Source organism: Sphingomonas cynarae, assembly GCF_039537815.1.
Lineage (GTDB): Bacteria > Pseudomonadota > Alphaproteobacteria > Sphingomonadales > Sphingomonadaceae > Sphingomonas > Sphingomonas cynarae.
The window spans coordinates 33,530-53,018 of record NZ_BAABBF010000010.1; the positions used below are offsets into that span (position 1 = coordinate 33,530).

17 protein-coding genes are annotated in these 19,489 nt (G+C 68.2%); 4 read left to right on the forward strand and 13 right to left on the reverse strand.

Translation table 11 applies throughout. The features are described 5' to 3' along the window. Nucleotides 1-171 precede the first annotated feature (171 nt). On the forward strand, nucleotides 172-2,718 hold the full coding sequence (gene cas3, locus ABD719_RS16505; RefSeq protein WP_344694461.1) for a CRISPR-associated helicase Cas3': 2,547 nt from the start codon (nucleotides 172-174) through the stop codon (nucleotides 2,716-2,718). Nucleotides 2,719-2,731: 13 nt separating this feature from the next. On the opposite strand, the gene ABD719_RS16510 is transcribed toward cas3, so the two are convergent. The 12 genes from ABD719_RS16510 to ABD719_RS16565 all read right to left on the reverse strand — a co-directional run bounded on the left by ABD719_RS16510 (nucleotide 2,732) and on the right by ABD719_RS16565 (nucleotide 14,977). After that, nucleotides 2,732-3,844, reverse strand: coding sequence for an acyl-CoA dehydrogenase family protein (locus tag ABD719_RS16510; protein WP_344694462.1), 1,113 nt, complete (start codon nucleotides 3,842-3,844; stop codon nucleotides 2,732-2,734). Next, nucleotides 3,844-5,040 (reverse strand): acyl-CoA dehydrogenase family protein, encoded by a 1,197-nt coding sequence (locus tag ABD719_RS16515; protein WP_344694463.1) that lies wholly within the window; start codon nucleotides 5,038-5,040, stop codon nucleotides 3,844-3,846. The genes ABD719_RS16510 and ABD719_RS16515 overlap by 1 nt, the downstream gene beginning before the upstream one ends. Before the next feature lie 87 nt (nucleotides 5,041-5,127). Beyond that, entirely contained in the window at nucleotides 5,128-5,880 is a 753-nt protein-coding gene (locus ABD719_RS16520; RefSeq protein WP_344694464.1) for a 3'(2'),5'-bisphosphate nucleotidase CysQ, read from the reverse strand. After that, nucleotides 5,877-7,790, reverse strand: a complete 1,914-nt coding sequence (gene cysN / locus ABD719_RS16525; protein ID WP_344694465.1) for a sulfate adenylyltransferase subunit CysN — start codon at nucleotides 7,788-7,790, stop codon at nucleotides 5,877-5,879. The genes ABD719_RS16520 and cysN overlap by 4 nt, the downstream gene beginning before the upstream one ends. After that, a complete protein-coding gene (gene cysD, locus ABD719_RS16530) occupies nucleotides 7,790-8,689 on the reverse strand; it encodes a sulfate adenylyltransferase subunit CysD (protein ID WP_344694466.1) in 900 nt (299 codons plus the stop codon). The genes cysN and cysD overlap by 1 nt, the downstream gene beginning before the upstream one ends. A gap of 68 nt (nucleotides 8,690-8,757) precedes the next feature. Next, nucleotides 8,758-8,979, reverse strand: coding sequence for a hypothetical protein (locus ABD719_RS16535; protein ID WP_344694467.1), 222 nt, complete (start codon nucleotides 8,977-8,979; stop codon nucleotides 8,758-8,760). An 89-nt stretch (nucleotides 8,980-9,068) separates the two neighbouring features. Then, nucleotides 9,069-10,319: an N-succinylarginine dihydrolase gene (locus ABD719_RS16540; RefSeq protein ID WP_344694518.1), complete on the reverse strand. Its 1,251-nt coding sequence runs from the start codon at nucleotides 10,317-10,319 to the stop codon at nucleotides 9,069-9,071. Beyond that, on the reverse strand, nucleotides 10,319-11,332 hold the full coding sequence (locus ABD719_RS16545; protein WP_344694468.1) for an arginine N-succinyltransferase: 1,014 nt from the start codon (nucleotides 11,330-11,332) through the stop codon (nucleotides 10,319-10,321). Before ABD719_RS16545 ends, ABD719_RS16540 begins: the two co-directional genes overlap by 1 nt. Next, the gene (locus tag ABD719_RS16550; protein ID WP_425567196.1) at nucleotides 11,329-12,480 is read right to left on the reverse strand and encodes a hydrolase; all 1,152 of its coding nucleotides are present in this window, start codon (nucleotides 12,478-12,480) and stop codon (nucleotides 11,329-11,331) included. The genes ABD719_RS16545 and ABD719_RS16550 overlap by 4 nt, the downstream gene beginning before the upstream one ends. A gap of 53 nt (nucleotides 12,481-12,533) precedes the next feature. Beyond that, on the reverse strand, nucleotides 12,534-13,481 hold the full coding sequence (locus ABD719_RS16555) for a DUF481 domain-containing protein (RefSeq protein WP_344694470.1): 948 nt from the start codon (nucleotides 13,479-13,481) through the stop codon (nucleotides 12,534-12,536). Between the two features lie 39 nt (nucleotides 13,482-13,520). Then, nucleotides 13,521-14,006: an RNA pyrophosphohydrolase gene (locus ABD719_RS16560; protein ID WP_344694471.1), complete on the reverse strand. Its 486-nt coding sequence runs from the start codon at nucleotides 14,004-14,006 to the stop codon at nucleotides 13,521-13,523. Continuing rightward, nucleotides 14,003-14,977: an alpha/beta hydrolase gene (locus ABD719_RS16565; RefSeq protein WP_344694472.1), complete on the reverse strand. Its 975-nt coding sequence runs from the start codon at nucleotides 14,975-14,977 to the stop codon at nucleotides 14,003-14,005. The genes ABD719_RS16560 and ABD719_RS16565 overlap by 4 nt, the downstream gene beginning before the upstream one ends. Nucleotides 14,978-15,036: 59 nt before the next feature. On the opposite strand from ABD719_RS16565, the gene ABD719_RS16570 reads away from it, so the two are divergent. From ABD719_RS16570 to ABD719_RS16580, 3 genes are all read left to right on the forward strand, one after another. Then, nucleotides 15,037-15,969: a histone deacetylase family protein gene (locus ABD719_RS16570; protein WP_344694473.1), complete on the forward strand. Its 933-nt coding sequence runs from the start codon at nucleotides 15,037-15,039 to the stop codon at nucleotides 15,967-15,969. 7 nt (nucleotides 15,970-15,976) lie between these two features. After that, nucleotides 15,977-17,335, forward strand: a complete 1,359-nt coding sequence (locus tag ABD719_RS16575) for a cryptochrome/photolyase family protein (RefSeq protein WP_344694474.1) — start codon at nucleotides 15,977-15,979, stop codon at nucleotides 17,333-17,335. A 108-nt stretch (nucleotides 17,336-17,443) separates the two neighbouring features. Then, complete coding sequence (locus ABD719_RS16580) at nucleotides 17,444-18,655, forward strand: class I SAM-dependent methyltransferase (RefSeq protein WP_344694475.1); 1,212 nt, start codon at nucleotides 17,444-17,446, stop codon at nucleotides 18,653-18,655. Between the two features lie 123 nt (nucleotides 18,656-18,778). Here the strand turns inward: ABD719_RS16580 and ABD719_RS16585 are convergent, their stop codons facing one another. Then, nucleotides 18,779-19,489: an SDR family NAD(P)-dependent oxidoreductase gene (locus ABD719_RS16585; protein WP_344694476.1), complete on the reverse strand. Its 711-nt coding sequence runs from the start codon at nucleotides 19,487-19,489 to the stop codon at nucleotides 18,779-18,781.

The window sequence follows — 19,489 nt, forward strand, 5'->3', positions numbered from 1 at the left end:
GATCGACACGACACCGGATGGGATGGTTCGGGCAACCGATGTCGCATCCGGCATGGAGCGGTTTTTCCCGCCGAAACGGATGGTTCGGGGAAGAAGTAAGGCGCAGCTTCGGCTGTTGTCGACGGGCGTGGTACGGCAGGATGAACGATCGGCAGGAAAGGGAATCGCCCCATGCAGGCATCGCTCGACATGATCTGGGCCAAGCTGACGCATGACGCGGACGGGCGGGTCCGTGCCGCCCTGCCGCTTGCCGATCATGGCTTCGACGTGGCGACCGTGCTGGAACGGCTGCTCCGCGCGGGGGCGTGGGACCGGTCGCTGACGCATTGCGCCGGGCGGAGGCTGACGGAGCAGGACCGGTCGCGGCTCGTCGCCCTGGCGGCGCTGCACGATATCGGCAAGGCCAATCGCGGCTTTCAGGCGCGGTCGGACCGGGCAGCGCCGCCGATCGGGCATGAGGGACAGGTTGCCGCCCTGCTGATGGATACCCGCCTGCGCGAGTCCGCCGGGGGCAGGGCTTTGCATGGGATCATCCGCTCATGGTCGGCGGCACCCTATATGTCCGCGTTGATGGCGCATCATGGTCGCCTGCGTGCCGAGTTCGCGCGGCAGCAGCGCAGCGGCAACCGTCCCTGGCAACAGCATGTCCGCCACTGGTTGGCCGAGGACGGGCAGGATCCTGCCGCCAGCGCCGCCGATCTCGTCGACCGGGTCCGTGCCCGCTATCCACTGGCATGGGCGGAGGGCGAGGGTCTGCCGGAGGCGCCGCGCTTCGTCGCGCTGTTCGCCGGCTTGCTGGTGCTGGCCGACTGGCTGGGCTCCGACGCGCGACGCTTTCCGGTCGAGGGTCCGCATGGCACGCTGCGTGACTCGATGCGGGAAATGGCCGCACAGGAGGCGGTCGTCGCGCGCGGACTGGCGCCGATCGCCACCCCGTCGGGTGACTTCATGGCGGCGTTCGGGTTCGCGGCCCGTGGCGTCCAGTCCGAAGCGGCGGCGGATGACCTGGGACCGATCGCGCTGATCGAGGCGGAAACCGGATCGGGGAAGACCGAGGCGGCGTTGTGGCGCTGGCTGGCATTGCGGCGGCGCGGCGCGGTGGATGGGCTGTACTTCGCGCTCCCCACCCGGTCGGCGGCAGTGCAACTTCACGGGCGGGTGAACCGGATGCTCGATCGGGTATGGGGGGCAGGCGCACCGGAAGCGGTGCTGGCGGTGCCCGGCTATCTGCGCATGGGCGATACCAAGGGCGCGCGCGACGGCGCCCGCCGCGTTCATTGGGACGATGACACCGACAGCGGCCGGCCGGTCGATGCACGGTGGGCGGCGGAACATGCCAATCAGTATCTCACCGCGCGGGTGGCGGTCGGCACGATCGATCAGGCATTGTCAGGGGCGATCGGCATCCGCCACGCGCCCGTCCGTGCCGCCGCGCTTGCGCGCAGCCTGTTGGTGGTGGACGAGGTCCATGCTTCGGATGCCTATATGGGCGGGCTGCTGGAGCGTTTGCTGTCCAACCATGTCGGCGTGGGCGGGCAGGCGTTGCTGCTGTCGGCGACGCTGGGCGCCGCGACCCGCGCCCGGTTGTTGAAGCAGCCGGTTCCGACCCTCGCCGAGGCGGTGGCGCAGCCTTATCCCGCGCTGTCGGGCAGCGCCGCGCCAGTGCGGGCGATCGCCGCGCCGCAACCGGATCAGAAACGCGTTTCGATCGAACTGGTCGGTTCGATCGACGATCCCGCCGCGATCGCCGCGCAGGCCATCTCGGCGGCACGCGCCGGTGCATCGGTGCTGGTGATCCGCAACAGCGTCGCCGGTGCCGTTGCGGTGGCGCAGACGGTCGAGGCGCTGGCCCCCGATCTCGCCTTCCGCATCGATGGGGTGGCGACCGTGCATCATGGCCGGTTCGCGGCCAGCGACCGGCGGTTGCTCGACGCGGGTGTGGAGGCTGCGTTCGGGAAGGGCCGATCGACCATGGGTCGCATCCTGATCGGCACGCAGACGCTGGAACAATCGCTCGATATCGACGCCGACTTCCTCGTCACCGATCTGGCACCGGTCGACGTGCTGCTTCAGCGGATCGGGCGGCTGCATCGCCATGCCGGCCGCGATCGTGAAGCCTTTGCCGATGCCCGCGCCATCATCATGCGACCGGTGATGCGCGACCTGACGCCGCTGCTGGTGGCGGGACGTCCGTCACAGGGGCTGGGCAGGCGTGGTCCCTATCCCGACATCGTCCAGCTGGAGGCGACGTTGCGGGTGCTGGAGGCGAACCCGGTCATGACGATCCCGGCGGACAATCGTCGGCTGGTCGAACAGGCGCTGCACCCGCAGGCACTGGCCGCCATCATCGCGAACGCCGATGCTGGCTGGCACAATCATGCCGCCGCGCAGCGCGGGGCGACCGCTGGCGATATCGAGGCGGCGAGAAGGGTGTCACTGGACTGGTCGGTACCATTCAGCGATCTGGAATTCCCCGACCGGGCCGAGGCAGTAGCCACCCGGCTGGGTGCGCGCGACCTGCTGATCGACCTGCCCGTCCCGTTGGAGGGACCGTTCGGGGAGCCGGTGTCGCGGATCGGCATTCCGGCATGGATGGCCGGTGACGTGGCGCTGGATGAACAGCCGTCCTCGGCGGTGCGCGACGGGGACGGCTGGCGGTTCCGGCTGGGCCGTCGCAGCTTCCGCTACGACCGCTGGGGGCTGACGTCGGCCGCCTGACGTCTCGTGGCGCCTAAGCGGTGGCGGCGCGGCCGAGCGCGATATAGCGTTGCAGGTGCTCGTCCTGATCGCCGAGCTGGCCGTCGATCATCGTGATCCGCTTGGCGTAATGCGACAGCGGCAATTCCCATGTCATACCGATGCCGCCGTGAAGCTGGATCGCCTCCTCGGCCACCAACTGCCCGGTCGCGCCGATCGTGTATTTGGCAGCGGCCAGCACGCGGGGGGCGGCGTCGCTGCCAAAGGCGTCGGCGGCGTTGATGACCGCCGAGCGGGCCTGCTCGATTTCCAGCAGCACGGTCGCGATGCGGTGTTGCAGCGCCTGGAACTTGCCGATCGGCACGCCGAACTGCTTGCGGGTGCGGACATAATCGACCGTGTGATCGCGCGCGATCTCCATCGCGCCGAGTGCCTCCGCGCATAGTGCGAGCAGGCCGGCCGCCTCCGCCGCAACGATCGCGGCGGCGCCGTCTGTCGTCACCAATGCCGCGTCGGGCACGGTCACGCCGCGCAGCGTCACCTCGGCGGACCGGCCGCCATCGATATTGGCATAGCCGCGCACGCCCAGTCCGGCGCTGTCGCGCGGGATCAGGAACAGCGCGACGCCGGCATCGGTCTGCGCAGAGACGAGCAGGACATCGGCCGCCTCGCCGTGTGCCACCACCGCCTTGGCTCCGTCGATCGTCCAGCCCCCACTTTCACTGGCGGCATCGCGTCGCGCCCACGTCGCCAGGGGGTCGCCCACGGCCCGGTCCTGTGGTTCGGCATGGGCGAAAGCGGCGATGGTCGTCCCCGCAATGATGCCCTCGATCGCGTCCGCCCGCCCTGCCGTGGCCAGCGCCTGTCCGACCATCAGCGCACCCAGAAACGGCTCCACCGCCAGCGCGCGGCCGATTTCATGGAAGACCACCATGATATCGAATCCGCCACCGCCGAACCCGCCGACATCCTCGCCGAACAACGCGCCGATCACGCCCAGTTCGGCCAGCCCGCGCCATATCTCCGGGCTGTAACCGATATCGCCATAGGCGATCCTGTTGCGCGCCTCGACCGAGGCCTTTTCAGCCAGGAACCGGCGCAACGTGTCGCCGAGCATCTGGCGGTCCTCGCCATGGTGAAAATCCATCAGAGCCCCACGATCATCTTGGAAATGATGTTCTTCTGCACCTCGTTCGATCCGCCGAAGATCGAGAGCTTGCGGTTGTTGAAATAGGCGGGTGCGGCGGCGATCGCATCCTCCGGTCCTACCGGTTCGCCGTTATAACCGTCCTCCAGCGCCTCCGGCATGAAGGGTTGGGCATAGGGGCCATAGACCCGGCGGGTGAGGGCGGTGATCGCCTGCCTGATTTCGGTGCCCTTGATCTTCAGCATCGAGCTTTCCGCCCCCGGTGCGCCACCGCCCGCCGCCGCGGCGATCACGCGCATGTTGGTGGTCGCCATATTGGCAAGGTCGATCTCCACCCGTGCCATCCGTGCCGCGAACAGCGGGTCGTCACTCAGCGGCCGGCCGCCGCGCGTCAGCTTGCCCGCGATCGCGCGCAACCGGTCGAACGCGGCCATCGACGATCCGACGCCCGCGATGTTGGTGCGTTCATAGGTCAGCAGATATTTGGCGTAGGTCCAGCCCTTGTTCTCCTCGCCGACCAGATTGGCGACGGGCACGCGGACATCGGTGAAGAACACTTCGTTCACCTCCGCATCCCCGTCGAGCAGCACGATTGGCCGCACCTCGATGCCCGGCGTATCCATGTCGATCAGGAGGAACGAGATGCCCTCCTGCGCCTTGGCGGTGGGATCGGTGCGGACGAGGCAGAAGATGCGGTTGGCGAACTGGCCCAGCGTCGTCCAGGTCTTCTGACCGTTGACGACGTAATGATCGCCGTCCCGCACCGCGCTGGTCTTCAGGCTGGCGAGATCGGACCCGGCGCCCGGTTCGGAATAGCCCTGGCACCACCAGTCGCGCCCGTCGAGGATGCGCGGCAGGATGGTGCGGCGTTGCTCCTCGCTGCCATATTTGATGAGGACGGGGCCGAGCATTCCGACGCCGAACGGCACGATCCGGGGGGCGTGGGCACGGGCGGCCTCGTCCTCGAAGATGGATCGCTGCACCACCGTCCAGCCGGGGCCGCCATATTGCTCGGGCCAATGGCTGGCCAGCCAGCCGCGCGCATGGAGGATGGCGTGCCATTCCTCCATATCGGCCTTGGTCATCGTCAGGTCGTGCCTGACCTTGTGGCGCAGCCTTTCGGGCAGGTGGTCGCGCAGGAAATCGCGTACCTCTTCCCGGAAAAGCTCCTCCTCAGGCGTAAAACGCAGGTCCATGATCCACTCCGATCCTGTTTTGCCCAAGGCATATCAGGTCCGGTGGCGCGGGCAAGCCGAAACATACCCGATCTTCTATAACTGTCTTCAGCGGGTGGCGGCGATGGCGGCGAGGGTCCGGTCGGCCAGTTCGGGGCGACAGATCAGGAGGTCGGGCAGCAGCGGATCGTGGCAGTTGTAGACCAACGGCGTGCCATCGATGCGCGAGGCGTGGAGACCGGCGGCCAGCGCGACCGCAGCGGGGGCGCAATTGTCCCACTCGTACTGGCCGCCTTCGTGCAGGTAGATGTCGGCACGTCCGTCGATCACCGCCATCGCCTTCGCACCGGCCGAACCCATGCCGATCAGGTCGGCGCCCAGTGCCTCCCCAACCCGGACGGCGATGTCAGGGCAGCGGGTACGGCTGACGACCACGCGGGGTCGGACGGGCAGCGGGGGGAAGGCGGGCGGCAGGTCGGCGGTCGACCATGTCCGCGCCAGTCCGGGCACCGCAACCGCGCCCACCGCGGGGCGGCCTCCAACGGCGAGGCCGATATGCACCGCCCAGTCGTCCAGGCCACCCGCATATTCCCGCGTGCCGTCGAGCGGATCGACGATCCATACCCGCGTCGCGGCACAGCGACGGCGATCGTCGACGCTTTCCTCCGACAGGATGAAGTCGTCAGGCCGTGATGCCGCCAGCCTTGCCAGGATGAGCATATTGGCCTCGCGGTCGCCCCGGTCGCCCAGCGCCTTGCCGGTTTCCCGACCCTCGGCGCGGATCGCCTGCAACAGGACTCCCGCCTCGTGCGCGATCGCCACGGCGAGCGCGGCATCATTGTCCGGAACGGGATCGGTCACAGGTCGGGACTCCAGACGCCGAAGATATGCTCGACGATCCGCTCCGCCGCCGCTTCCGGCGTTTCGCGCAGCGTATCGATGTGGATTTCGGGGCGTTCGGGTGCCTCATACGGGCTGGAGATGCCGGTGAAGTCGGCGATTTCGCCGGCACGCGCCTTGGCATACAGCCCCTTCACGTCACGCGCTTCCGCCGTCGCCAATGGCGTGTCGATGAAGATTTCCACGAACTCGCCGGGCGGCACCATGGCACGCACCATCCCCCGTTCGGCACGGAAGGGCGAGATGAAGGCGGTGAGGACGATCAGCCCGGCATCCGCCATCAGCCGCGCCACCTCACCCACCCGGCGGATATTCTCGATCCGGCCGCTTTCCGAAAAGTCGAGGTCGCGGTTGAGGCCATGGCGGATATTGTCCCCGTCGAGCATGAAGCTGTGGCGACCCAGCGCGTGCAGCTTCTTCTCGACCAGATTGGCGATGGTGGACTTGCCCGATCCTGATAGGCCGGTGAACCACAGGACGCGCGGGGTCTGGCCCTTTTGCAGGGCATGCGCCTCGCGCGTGACATGGATCGACTGCCAATGGACGTTCTCTGCCCGGCGCAGGGCGCCATCGATCATCCCGGCGGCGACGGTGGCGTTAGTGGCGCGGTCGATCAGGATGAACCCGCCCAGCTCAACCCCGGCGGCATAGGGTTCGAACACGATCGGGCGGTCGCAATACACCTCCGCCACGCCGATATCGTTGAGCGATAGCGTCGCGGCCGACAATTGCGCCTGCGTGTTCACGTCGACCACGTGGCGGGGCGGCTGCACGGTGGCGTTCACCGTCTGCGTGCCGAGTTTCAGCCAATAGCCGCGGCCCGGCGTAAGCGGCTGATCCGCCAGCCAGACCAACGTCGCGGCGAATTGGTCGGCGATCGCGGGGGGATCGTCCGATGCGGCGATCACGTCGCCGCGCGAACAGTCGACTTCGTCGGCCAGCGTCACGGTCACCGCCTCACCGGCAATAGCGCGGGTTCGCTCACCGTCCGGGCCGAGGATGCGGGCGATCGTGGTGGTGCGGCCGGACGGCACGATCCGCACCGGATCGCCGACCAATACCCTCCCGCCCGCGATGGTGCCGGCAAAGCCGCGAAAGTCGAGATCGGGACGGTTGACCCATTGCACCGGCAGGCGGAACGGCCGCTGACCAGCGCGATCGGCGTCCACGGGCACCGCCTCCAGATGCGCGAGCAGGGTCGGCCCGTCATACCAGCCCATGTCAGCCGATGGTTCGGTGACGTTCGCACCGGTCAGCCCCGACAGCGGGATCGCGGTGAAGGCACCGATCCCGATCGAGGCGGCAAATTCCGTATAGTCGGCGACGATCGACTGGAAGGTCGCGCGGTCGTGCCCGACCAGATCCATCTTGTTCACCGCCAGCACGATCTGCCGGATGCCGACCAGATGCGCCAGATAGCTGTGCCGCCGGGTCTGCGTCAGCACGCCCTTGCGCGCGTCGATCAGGATCACGGCGCAGTCGGCGGTCGATGCGCCGGTCACCATGTTGCGGGTATATTGTTCGTGCCCCGGCGTATCGGCGACGATGAACTTGCGCTTCTCCGTCGCGAAAAACCGATAGGCGACGTCGATCGTGATACCCTGTTCGCGCTCGGCGGACAGTCCGTCGACCAGCAGCGCGAAATCGATATTGGCCCCTTGCGTGCCGACCCGTGCCGAATCCGCCTCCAGCGCGGCGAGCTGGTCCTCGAATACCGCGCGGCTGTCGTACAGCAGGCGACCGATCAGCGTCGACTTGCCGTCGTCCACCGACCCGCAGGTGATGAAACGCAGCATCGACTTCGCGGCGTGACCCGCCAGATAGGCGTCGATATCCTCGGCGACGAGCGCATCGGGGCGATAGGCGGTCATCAGAAATACCCCTCGCGTTTCTTTTTCTCCATGCTGCCCGACTGATCGTGGTCGATCGCGCGCCCCTGCCGTTCGGAGGTGGTGGTCAGCAGCATTTCCTGAATGATCGCGGGCAAGGTATCCGCCGTGCTCTCGACCGCGCCGGTCAGCGGATAGCAGCCGAGGGTGCGAAAACGGATCGATCGCTCGACGGGCGTTTCGCCCGGCAGAAACCGGAAGCGGTCGTCATCGACCATCAGCAGCATCCCGTCGCGTTCCACGGTGGGGCGCGGCGCGGCGAAATACAGCGGTACGATCTCGATCCCCTCCGCCAGGATATATTGCCAGATGTCTAACTCGGTCCAGTTGGACAGGGGAAACACCCGGATGCTCTCGCCCCGGTTCTTGCGGGCATTGTACAGGTGCCAGAGTTCGGGGCGCTGCGCCTTGGGGTCCCAGCCATGGCTGGCGGAGCGGAACGAGAAGATGCGCTCTTTCGCGCGGCTCTTCTCCTCGTCGCGGCGGGCGCCGCCGAACGCGGCATCGAAGCCGCCGAGCGTCAGCGCCTGCTTCAGCCCTTCGGTCTTCCACATGTCGGTATGACGGCCGCCATGATCGAACGGGTTGATCCCTTCCGCCTCGGCATCGGGATTGCGGTGAACGATCAGGTTCATCCCCGCCGCCTGTGCCGCGCGGTCCCGCAATTCATACATCGCGCGGAATTTCCACGTCGTATCGACGTGCAGGAGGGGGAAGGGCGGGCGACCCGGCGCGAACGCCTTTTTCGCCAGATGCAGCATCACTGCGGAGTCCTTGCCGACCGAATACAGCATCACCGGCCGTTCGGTTTCGGCGACCACGTCGCGCATGATATGGATGCTCTCGGCTTCGAGGCGTTGCAGATGGGTGAGCGTGCTCATGTCACGGTGCAGATAGTCAAGCCGCCGCCGCGTGCGACCAACTTATCCTGTCACGCCCCCAAGCCCGGTCACGTCATCTCCTGTTCGCGTTCCAGTGAATCGAGAATTCGGACCCCCGCCATGAACACCGCCGCCGGGCAGCACGCGAACAGCAACCAGCCGGCATAGCCGGGATATTGATCGAGATACTGCACCCCGCGCTGGGTAGCGCCGACCGCCAACCCATAGATGACGAGGAACGCCTCGAACTTGGTCTTGATGACGAACAGGCGAAGAAATCGGTGAAGCATACCGATTACATAGCAAGAACCGCGCCATTGCCGGAAAAGCGCGATTCCCGGATTAACGGATATGGTTGACCGTCAATTAACCCGACAGGTCAGGCCAGTTCACGCAGGTCAAGCACGTCCAGCAGTGCGAGGCGGGCGGCCTCCACCGTGGCGATCAGTGGCGGATCGCCGATCGCAGTGGCGGCGATTGTCTCCGGCCAGTTCGCATCGATCACCGCCGCGATCCGGTCGAGCCGGTACCCGTCGACCAGAAAGCGCGGGTCGATTGTCGTCGGATCGGCAACCACGCGCAGTCGCAGGCAGGCGGGGCCGCCGCCGTTCGCCATCGACTCGCGCACATCGACCACGTCCAGCCGGCGGATCGGGCCGTTCCCGGCGACATGGGCCTGAAGCCAGCGCCAGACGGGTTCGCTCGCCCGCGCCTCGCCAGGCAGCACCAGCGTCATGCCGGCAGGCGTCGATACCAGTTGGGCGTTGAACAGATAGGCGGCGATCGCCTCCTCCAGCGACACCGCCGCCGCAGGCACCTCGACGATCTCGACCGCGGGGAACAGCCGGCGCAGATCGTCGTGAAAGCCGGCCGGATCGGCGAAGGCGTGTTCGTGCGCGAACAGCACGCGTTCGTTGGCGACCGCAACGACATCGTTGTGGAAGGCGCCGGCGGCGATCGCGGCGGGGGACTGTTCGACGAACAGCGTGCGGGCGGGGTCGAGCCCGTGGCGTCGCGCGACCGCCCGGCTCGCCTCTTCGGACTGGCGCGCGGGAAAGGCGCCGCCGCTGCGACCGTAGACGAAGACCTCGATACCCGCCCCGCCGTGCCCGTCGCACAGCCGCATATGATTGGCCGCGCCCTCGTCACCGAATGGGGCGGGCACGGGACCGTGGACCGCGAAGTGGGGGTGCGCGAAGGCAATCCGCAACTGCGCCAGCGTTGCCCGCCATTCATGGCTGCGATGCGGCATGGTGACGAGATTGGCGACCGTCAGATGGCAACGGCCGTCGGCCGTGTCGGCGGCGGGCGATACCGTCGCCGCATTGGCCGCCCACATGGCCGAGGCGGACATCGCCTGCGCCAGCAGATGCGGCGGGGCGGCAAGGGGGTCGGTGGCAAGGTCGTTCAGCCAGATGCGGTCGGGGCGCGGATGGGGCAGCAGGATGCCCTGCGTCAGCCCCAGCGCCAGATTGGCGCGCATCTTCGCGATCCCCTGCAACGCCGCCGCGCGCGGATGAGCGGTCGCGCCGGCGTTGCGGGTGGCGGCCAGGTTGCCAGGGCTGAGACCGGCATAATTGTGGCTTGGCCCGACGATGCCGTCGAAATTGATCTCCACCACGCCTGCCATCACCAGCGCCCCACATGGCATACCCGGTCGCCGGCAGCGACGCCTAGTGCGGCGGCGGCATCCAGCGACAGGGCGATGCCGCCATCCGCCGCTGCGACCGTGCCGAAGGTGCAGCGGAATTCAGCCAGCGTACCGGTGGCCACCAGCGCTTCCGTTCCACCCGGTGCCACCGTGACGACCGGATCGGTCCGCGCCTCGGCGATGGAACGGACGTGATCGGTCCGTGCCGTCATCGTCGGGCCACCGTCGAAGATGTCGAGATAGCCTTCGTACCGGAAACCCTCATGCTCCAGCATCCGCATCGCGGCACGGCCGGACGGGTGGGGCAGGCCGATCGCGGCGCGCGCGGTGTCGGTCAGCATTGCGGTGTAGACCGGATGCTTGGGCATCAGGTCGGCGATGAATTGATGGCCGTTGATCGCATTGAACTGGTCGGCGTCTTGGAAGTTCATGCCGAAGAACCGCCCGGCTAGGCCGTCCCAGAATGGCGATCCGCCCGCCTCGTCGATCACGCCGCGCAGTTCCGCCAGGATGCGGTCGGCGAAGCGCGCGCGGTGGGTGGCGATGAACAGATAGCGCGACCGGGCGAGGAGCAGGCCGAGTCCGCCCGCCCGCTCGCCGGGATGAAGGAACAGGCCGCCGACCTCGCTCGATCCTTCCAGATCGGTGGTCAGCGTCAGCATCTCGGCGCGAAAGGTGCGAGCCAGTTCGCGGCTGTGCTGGGTCAGCGTGCCGATGCGATAGCTGTAGAAGGGGTGGCGATCGCCGACACGGGTGAAGATCTGGCAGGTGCCGCGCACCTCGCCGGTTGCGACATTCTCCAGCACCAGCACGAACAGTTCGTCCTCGACCAGACCCTCCACCCGCGCGAAGGCGGCATGGCTGCGGTCGAGCTTTGCCCTCAGTGCATGGCGATCGGGCGGCAGGTTGGTGAAGCCGCCGCCGGTCAGCTTCGCCATCTCGTAGAGATGCTGCAGGTCGGCATCGGTCGCGGCGCGGATGCGGAAGCTCATGTCAGGTCACCCTTGGCCAGCCGCAGGATCGCCAGCGTCGACAGGGCGGCTCGCTCCGCTAGGCTGTCGACCAGCAGAAATTCGTCCGCCGAATGGATCGCGCCGCCACGCACCCCCATCGTGTCGATCACCGGCACACCGGCCGCGGCGATATTGTTGCCGTCGCATACCCCGCCGGTATCGCACCGCGCGATGGCAAGGCCAAGCGCCGCACCCGCCCGTCCGACCAGCGCGAACAGCCGCTCCGCCGCCGGATCGACCGGCTTGGGCGGGCGGGTGAAGCCGCCATGTACCGTTGTGGTCACCTCGTGATCGGCGGCGATGGCGGCGGCAGTGGCACGCAGCACCTCATCGGCCGCCGCAATGGCGTCGCGATCGCGCGGGCGGAAGTTGACGCGCAGCACGGCGAGATCGGGCACCACGTTGTTCGGGCCGCCACCGTCAATCCGGGCGGGGTTGACCGCAAATCCCGCCCGATCCGATCGGGCGAGCCGCAGCGCGAGATCGCCTGCCGCGACTACGGCATTGCGGCCATCGCGCGGATTGCGACCGGCATGGGCGCTGCGACCACGGACCACGACCGAGAAATTGCCGGTGCCACCCCGCGCCCCCGCCAGCGTACCGTCCGCCAGTGCGGGCTCGTAGCCGAACGCCGCCGTCTTGCCGCGGGCAAGGTCGGCGATCAGCGCGGCCGACGACAGCGATCCGGTTTCCTCATCGGAATTGATGAGCACGTCGTACCCGATTGCAGACGCCGCACCGCTCGCCTCCACCGCATGAAGCGCGGCCAGCATCACCGCGAGCCCGCCCTTCATGTCCGTCACCCCCGGCCCGACCAACGCCCCGTCGTCGCGCCAGACCAGCGTCTGGAACGGGTGATCGACGCCGTACACCGTATCCATATGACCCACGAACAACAGCCGCTGCGCCGCCTCCGGTCGCACGGAGACGACGAGATGGCGACCATGGTCGATCGGCTCGATACGCCCGTCCACGCGGACGCTGTCGACGGGGGCAGGATCGACCAGCCGCACCGTGCCGGGCAAGGTAGCGCAGGCATCCGCCAGCAATCCCGCCATCGTCGCCAGGCCGGGCAGGTTCCGTGTGCCGCTGTTGATCGCGGCCCAGCGTTCGACCTGCGCCAGCATCGCGGCGGCATCGATCCCCGCGATCGCATCGCGCCCGATCGGATCAAGTGGCGTCAAAAAGTGTAGACCAACGATGCGCGGCTGATCGTGTCGGTCGTCTCCCGCCCTTCCGGCGGCATGCTTTCATACTGGACGTTGTACGACAGCTGGGCAGACAGCGGCCCGAGCAGCTTGGCGTTGACCGAGGTCGTCGTACTCACCGTCGAATTGAACCGCTGGACATAGGCGGAGGCGATGTGGCGCAGCGTCAGGCCGCCCAGTATCTGCCAGCGGAAATCCATCGATCCACGCCCGGCTATGCTCGACTGGACGGTCGCGTCGGTAAATTCGGTATGACGGAAACCGGGCCCGAGTTCGAGGTCAAGCTGCATCCGCGGCCTTTTCAGCAGGCTGTAGCCGGCGCCGCTCGATGCCGAGAAACGATCGGTATAGCCGAGGAACCGGTCGCTTTCATATTGCACCGCGCCGTAGATATAGGCGCGGTCGTCGATCTTGTAGTTGGGTTCGTAGGCGACGAGATAATGCTCGCGCGTCGTGACGTTCAGGCTTTCCTGATAGTCCGCCTGGACGCGGAACTTTTGCCGCCATTGCAGCCCCTCACGCTCCGCCGCGAGTACCGCGCTGCCGCCGGCGGTGTCGGAATTGCCGGTGGTGACGAAGCCGCCGACCTCGGCACGCCCCTTCCACAGGTTCAGGAAACTGGCCTGCCGGATCACCTGTTCACGCGCGGCGGCACGGTCGTCCCGCCATTTCTGCGCGATCGCCAGCACCGCATCGCCGCTGAGCGGATCGGCGGAACGGGCATATTTGACGATGGTCGATACGTCGCCGTCATTTCCCGATTCTATCGCGGCGTCCAGCATCGCGCGGATCGATTCGGGGATCATCGCGCCGGCGGCGGTCTGCGGGTCGGTAGCGGGCGGGATCGCGACCGGGGCGATGACCGGGGCGATGACCGGGGCGGGGGCAGTGGCAGCCAGCAGGAGGATCGGGAACGGCACGCGACCTTCCTTACCCGACCGATGCCGCGCTGCAACCGGTCAGCGCGCACGCTCCGCGTCGAGCCGGGGCCGGAACGCCGCGAGTACCGCCTCGTAGAGCGCGCGCTTGAACGGCACGATCAGCCGGGGCAGGTCGTCCGGCTCGATCCAGCGCCACGCCCGGAACTCCTGATGCGCGGTGGCGATGTCGATATCGGTGTCCTCGCCCAGGAACCGGAACAGGAACCAGCGCTGGGTCTGCCCGCGCCAGCGCCCCTTCCATACCTTGCCGACCAGTTCGGGGGGCAGATCGTAGACGAAGTCACCGTCGGCCGCCTCGATCAGTTCAACCTTGTCGGGCGCGATCCCGGTTTCTTCACCAAGCTCACGCATAGCGGCGGTCAGCGGCTCCTCGCCGGGATCGATCCCTCCCTGCGGCATCTGCCATGCCTCCAGCGTCGAATCCATGCGCTGGCCGACGAAGACGCGGCCGGTGCGATCGATCAGCATGATCCCCGCACAAGGGCGATAAGGCAGGTCGGTCATCGGGCCGCCTGCACCATCACGCGTGCCGCCTCGGACTCGGCCACCACCGCCTTCAGCGCGACGAGGAAGCCGGCGATGTCACCGACTGCGGAGGGGATCGCCTTGCGCAGCGTCGCGAAGCCGTGGATCGTCCCCACCGCCTCGCGGTAGACGGTCGGCACGCCCGCCTCGATCAGGCGGGCGGCATAGGCGCGACCCTGATCGCGCAGGGGATCGAGGCTGGCGGCGACGATCACCGCCGGGGGCATCCCGGCCAGCGGTGCCAGCATCGGCGAGCCGCGCATATGCGCGATATCCGCCTGATAGGCGTCGCCGAACCACAACATCGCCGCCTTGGTCAGCAGATACCCCTCGGCGAACTCCTCGAACGACGGGTAGCGGCCGGCGGGATCGGTGACGGGATAGAGCGGTGCCTGCGCGATGACGGGCACCGCCGCCGGCCGGTCGCGCAGCGCCATCGCGGTCACGATCGTCAGCATCCCGCCGGCGCTGTCGCCGGACAGGACGAGGCCGGTCGCGGTACGGCCAAGCGCCGCCGGGTTCGACACGACCCAGCGCGCCGCCGCCTCCGCATCGTCGGGGGCGGCGGGCCAGCGATGTTCGGGCGCCAGCCGGTATTCGACCGACAGCACCGGCATCCCCAGCACTCGCGCCATCTCCGCGCACAGCGAGGCATGCGTCTCGATCTCGCCGAACACGAAGCCGCCGCCATGATAGAAGACCATCACCGGGCCCGGCACCCGCGTTTCCGCCGCATCGAACAGGCGGGCGGGGATCGGACCATCGGGTCCGGGAATGGCGATATCCCGGATCGTCGCCAGATCGCCCAAGGGCAGGTCGGTCAGGTCCTTCGTCGCGGTGAACATCTGCCGCGCGGCTACGGGATCGAGCTCATGGGTGCGTGGCCCCGGCAAGGCATTGAGATAATCGAGGAACTGCCGGACATCGGGACGGACATAATGGTCGGTCATGCAGGCTCCGGGCTGAAATCGGGATGGCGGGGGCGGGGTCGCCGTCCTACCTAATCGGCGTGATCCATGTCGTCCACCACCCGGCCTATGTCACCGAGGCGCCGGCCCGGTCCACCTATCGCTGGGGCAAGAACGGAGCGATCCGCGACCTGCTAGTCGCCGAAGGGGAACGGATCGCCTGGCACCTGCCCGAACCGATGCCGGCGGCATGGCTGGAGGCGACGCACGACCCCGACTATGTCGCCGAGGTGCTGACCGCGCAGGTGCCCCATGCCAAGGAGCGCCGGATCGGCTTTCCGGTGACGCCGGTCGTCGCGACCCGCGCCGCGGCGGTGCCGGGGGGCACTTATCTGGCCGCATTGCTGGCGATGGCGCACGGCTTTGCCGCCAATACCGCCGGCGGCAGCCACCATGCCCTGCCCGACACCGGGGCGGGATACTGCGTTTTCAACGATCTGGCGGTGGCAGCGATCAGACTGGTGGAGGAAGGCCGCGTCGACCGGGTGCTGATCGTCGATGTCGACGTGCATCAGGGCGACGGCACCGCGGTGCTGACCGCAGGACGGCCGGAGATCGCGACCTATTCGATCCATGCCGAAAAGAACTTTCCCGCCCGCAAGGCCCGATCGACGCTCGACGTGCCGCTGGCGGACAGGATCGGCGATGCCGATTATCTGGCCACGCTGGAACAGACATTGGTACCGCTGCTGGACGACATGCGGCCGCAACTGATCCTGTATCAGGCGGGGGTCGACCCGTTCGGCGGCGACCGGCTGGGGCGGCTGGACCTGACGCTGGCGGGGCTTGTGGCGCGCGAGCGGCTGGTGGCGCGGCTGGCGCGGGAGCGGGGCGTGCCGGTGGCCTGCACGGTGGGCGGCGGATATGGCGACGATGTGATGGCGATCGCCCGGCGGCACGTTCATGCGATCCTGACGCTGGGGGAGGTGCTGGCCGAACAGGAAGCGGGAGCATTTGGCGCGGGCGACCGTTAGGCGGGGCATGCCCGATCCCGTCATCCTCTGGTTCCGTCAGGACCTGCGCCTTTGCGATCAACCCGCGCTGATCGCCGCAGCGGGCGAGGGACCGGTGATCCCGCTCTATATCCTCGACGACGAGACGCCGGGTAGCTGGCGGATCGGCGGCGCGCAGCGCTGGTGGCTACACCACAGTCTTGCGGCGCTCTCCGCGTCACTGGAGGCGAAGGGAAGCCGCCTGATCCTGCGGCGCGGCCGGGCCGAAGAAGTTCTGGCGTCGGTGATCGAGGAGACGGGGGCGGCGCGCGTCCACGCCTTGCGGCATTACGAACCATGGTGGCGGGCGGCGGAGACGGCGCTGGGCGACCGGCTCCACCTGCACGACGGCAACCACCTGACTCGAATCGAGGATGTCCGCACCGGCGGCGGCCAGCCGTTCCGGATGTATTCGTCGTTCTGGAAGGCGCTGCAGAACTTCCTGCCGCCCGAGGAGCCCTATCCCGCCCCCGAAACTATCGCCGCGCCAGAGCAATGGCCGGCGAGCGACGATCCGGCCGACTGGAAGTTGTTGCCGACCGCGCCCGACTGGTCGGGTGGGTTCGATGACGACTGGACGCCGGGCGAGGCGTGCGCGCAGGCGAAGGTGGCGGACATCGCGGACCTGCTGGGCGAGTATGACGAGGCGCGCAACCTGCCCGCGACCGAGGGCACGACGCGGCTGTCGCCCCATCTCCATTTCGGCGAAATTTCGGCACGGGCGGTGTGGCACGCGGCCGATGTCGATGCCGGCCACACCTTCCTGAAAGAACTGGCGTGGCGGGATTTCACCAGCGGCGTCGTAATGGCGCTGCCCGATTATGCCGATGCCAATGGCCGCGCGAAGTATGACCGGCTGCGATGGCGGCAGGGAGTGGAGGCCAAGACCGATCTGTGTGCCTGGCAGACCGGGCATACCGGCTATCCGATCGTCGATGCCGGGATGCGCCAATTGTGGAACACCGGCTGGATGCACAACCGGGTGCGGATGATCACCGCCAGTTTCCTGGTGAAGCACCTGCTGATCGACTGGCGTGCGGGCGAGCGCTGGTTCTGGGATTGTCTGGTGGATGCCGATTACGGCAACAATGCCGTCAACTGGCAATGGGTCGCGGGCACCGGGGTCGACGCCAACATGTTCGGGCGGATCATGGCGCCGCTCGGCCAGTCGGAAAAGTTCGACGCGGGCGACTATATCCGCCGCTGGGTGCCCGAACTGGCGGACGTGGGCGACGCGGCGATCCACGATCCCGACGCGGCGGGATGCCGGCCGGCGAACTATCCGGCCAAGGTCGTCGGCCACCGCGAGGCGCGCGAGCGGGCGCTGGCGGCGGCGCGGGCGATCTGACGGAGCGTTCCTGGGGACCTTCGTGCTCCCGCCCGGACGATCCATCGAGCCAAGCCGCTCGACCGAGCGGGCTTCCCCTGCCGGCGATGCGGGTGCATGGGGCCGCGCATGAAAGCCGGGGCCATCCATCGTCGTCGCGTGTCGTTGCCCGTGCGGGTGCTGTCGCATCCGTTCCACCGGCTGCTCGACCGGATCGATCGCGGGCTGGCAGTCGGGGCGATCGAGGCGACGCTGCCGGACGGCAGCGCGCGGCTGATCGGCGGGCGGGCGGACGGGCCGGTCGCGACGGTCGCGGTGCATCGCTGGCGCGCGCTGTGGCGGCTGGCCACCGCCGGTTCGGTCGGCTGGTACGAGGGATGGGAGGCGGGCGACTGGTCCAGCCCCGATGCCGTACCGTTGTTCGATCTGTTCATGCGCAACCGCGTGCCGCTGGGCGATGCGGCACGCGCGGGGGCGGTCGCGCGGCTGGCGGGGCGGGCATGGCACCGGTTGCGGCGCAACGACCGGGGCGGCGCGCGGCGCAACATCGCCGCGCATTACGATCTGGGCAATGATTTCTACCACGAATGGCTGGACGAGAGCCTGACCTATTCGAGCGCGATCTTCGAGCGCCCCGGTCAATCGCTGGCCGAGGCGCAGGCCGCCAAGCTGCACGCCATACTGGACCGCACCGCGACCGCGCCGGGCGACACGGTGCTGGAGATCGGCTGCGGCTGGGGATCGTTCGCGGCACTGGCGGCGGGTGAGGGCCGACGCGTCCATGCGCTGACGCTGTCCGCCGAACAGAAGGCGGCAGTGGATGCGCGGGCGCTGCCCGGCGTCGACGTGGCGCTGACCGATTATCGCGATGTGGCCGGGCAGTTCGACGCGGTCGCCAGTATCGAGATGGTCGAGGCGGTGGGACAGGAATACTGGCCCGCCTATCTCGACGCGATCGCCGCCGCGCTGAAGCCGGGCGGGCGCGCCGCGATCCAGTATATCGCGATCGCCGACGACGTGTTCCCCGCCTATGCCGCCAGCGTCGATTTCATCCAGCGGCACGTGTTCCCCGGCGGAATGCTGCTGTCCGAACCGCGGTTCCGCACGCTGGCGGCCGCGCGCGGGCTGGACTGGCAGGACCGGCACGGTTTCGGCTTGGACTATGCCGAGACGCTGCGGCAATGGCGCCAGCGTTTCGACGCTGCCGACCGCGAGGGGCGGCTGCCAGCACGGCTGGATGCGCGGTTCCGGCGACTGTGGCGCTATTACCTGATGTATTGCGAGGGCGGGTTCCGCGGCGGCGGGATCGACGTCGCGCAGGTGACGTTGGTGAAGGGGTGATGCCGCCCATCCGTTCTGCCCGAGCGAGGCCGAAGGCCATGCGTGTGGGGCGGTGCTTCGACTACGCTCAGCACGAACGGGCGATGGTGGGCACCAACGGTAGGGGGTCAGCGCGAAGGGTGACTATCCCACCCGTTCGCGATGTCCCGCCGGGAAGCCGTCGACCGCCAGCCTGACGATGCGTTCCGCCACGATCGCGGGGTCCTTCACCGATTGCGGGTCCTCGCCCGGATAGGCGCGGGCGCGCATCTTCGTGCGGGTGGCGCCGGGATCGAGGATCGCGACGCGGGTGCGGCCGAGCTGTTCGACCTCGTCGCCATAGGCGCCCAGCAGCGTTTCGAACGCGGCCTTCGACGCACCATAGGCACCCCAATAGGCGCGCGGATCGCGGCCGACGCTGCTGGTGACGCCGATCACCTTGCCCGCCTTGGCCCGGCGGAGCAGCGGATCGAACGCGGCGATCATCGCCCCTTGAGCGCTGACGTTGAGCGTCAGCACCTGTGCAAATTCCTTGGGATCGATCGCGGACACCGCCGACAGGCTGCCGAGCATCCCGGCGTTCAGCACCATCACGTCGAGCGCCTGCCAGCGTTCGCCGACCGCCGCCGCCAGCCGGGCGATCGCATCGGTTTCGGTCAGGTCGAGCGGGGCGATCGTCGCGGAGCCGCCGGCGGCGAAGATCGTCTCCTCCACCTCCTCCAGCGCCGATGCGGTGCGCGCGGTGACGACGACGTGCGCGCCCGTCGCCGCCAAAGCGATCGCGGTGGCGGCGCCGATCCCCCGGCTGGCCCCGGTTACGAGCGCGAGGCGGCCTTCGAGTGGCAGATCGGCCAT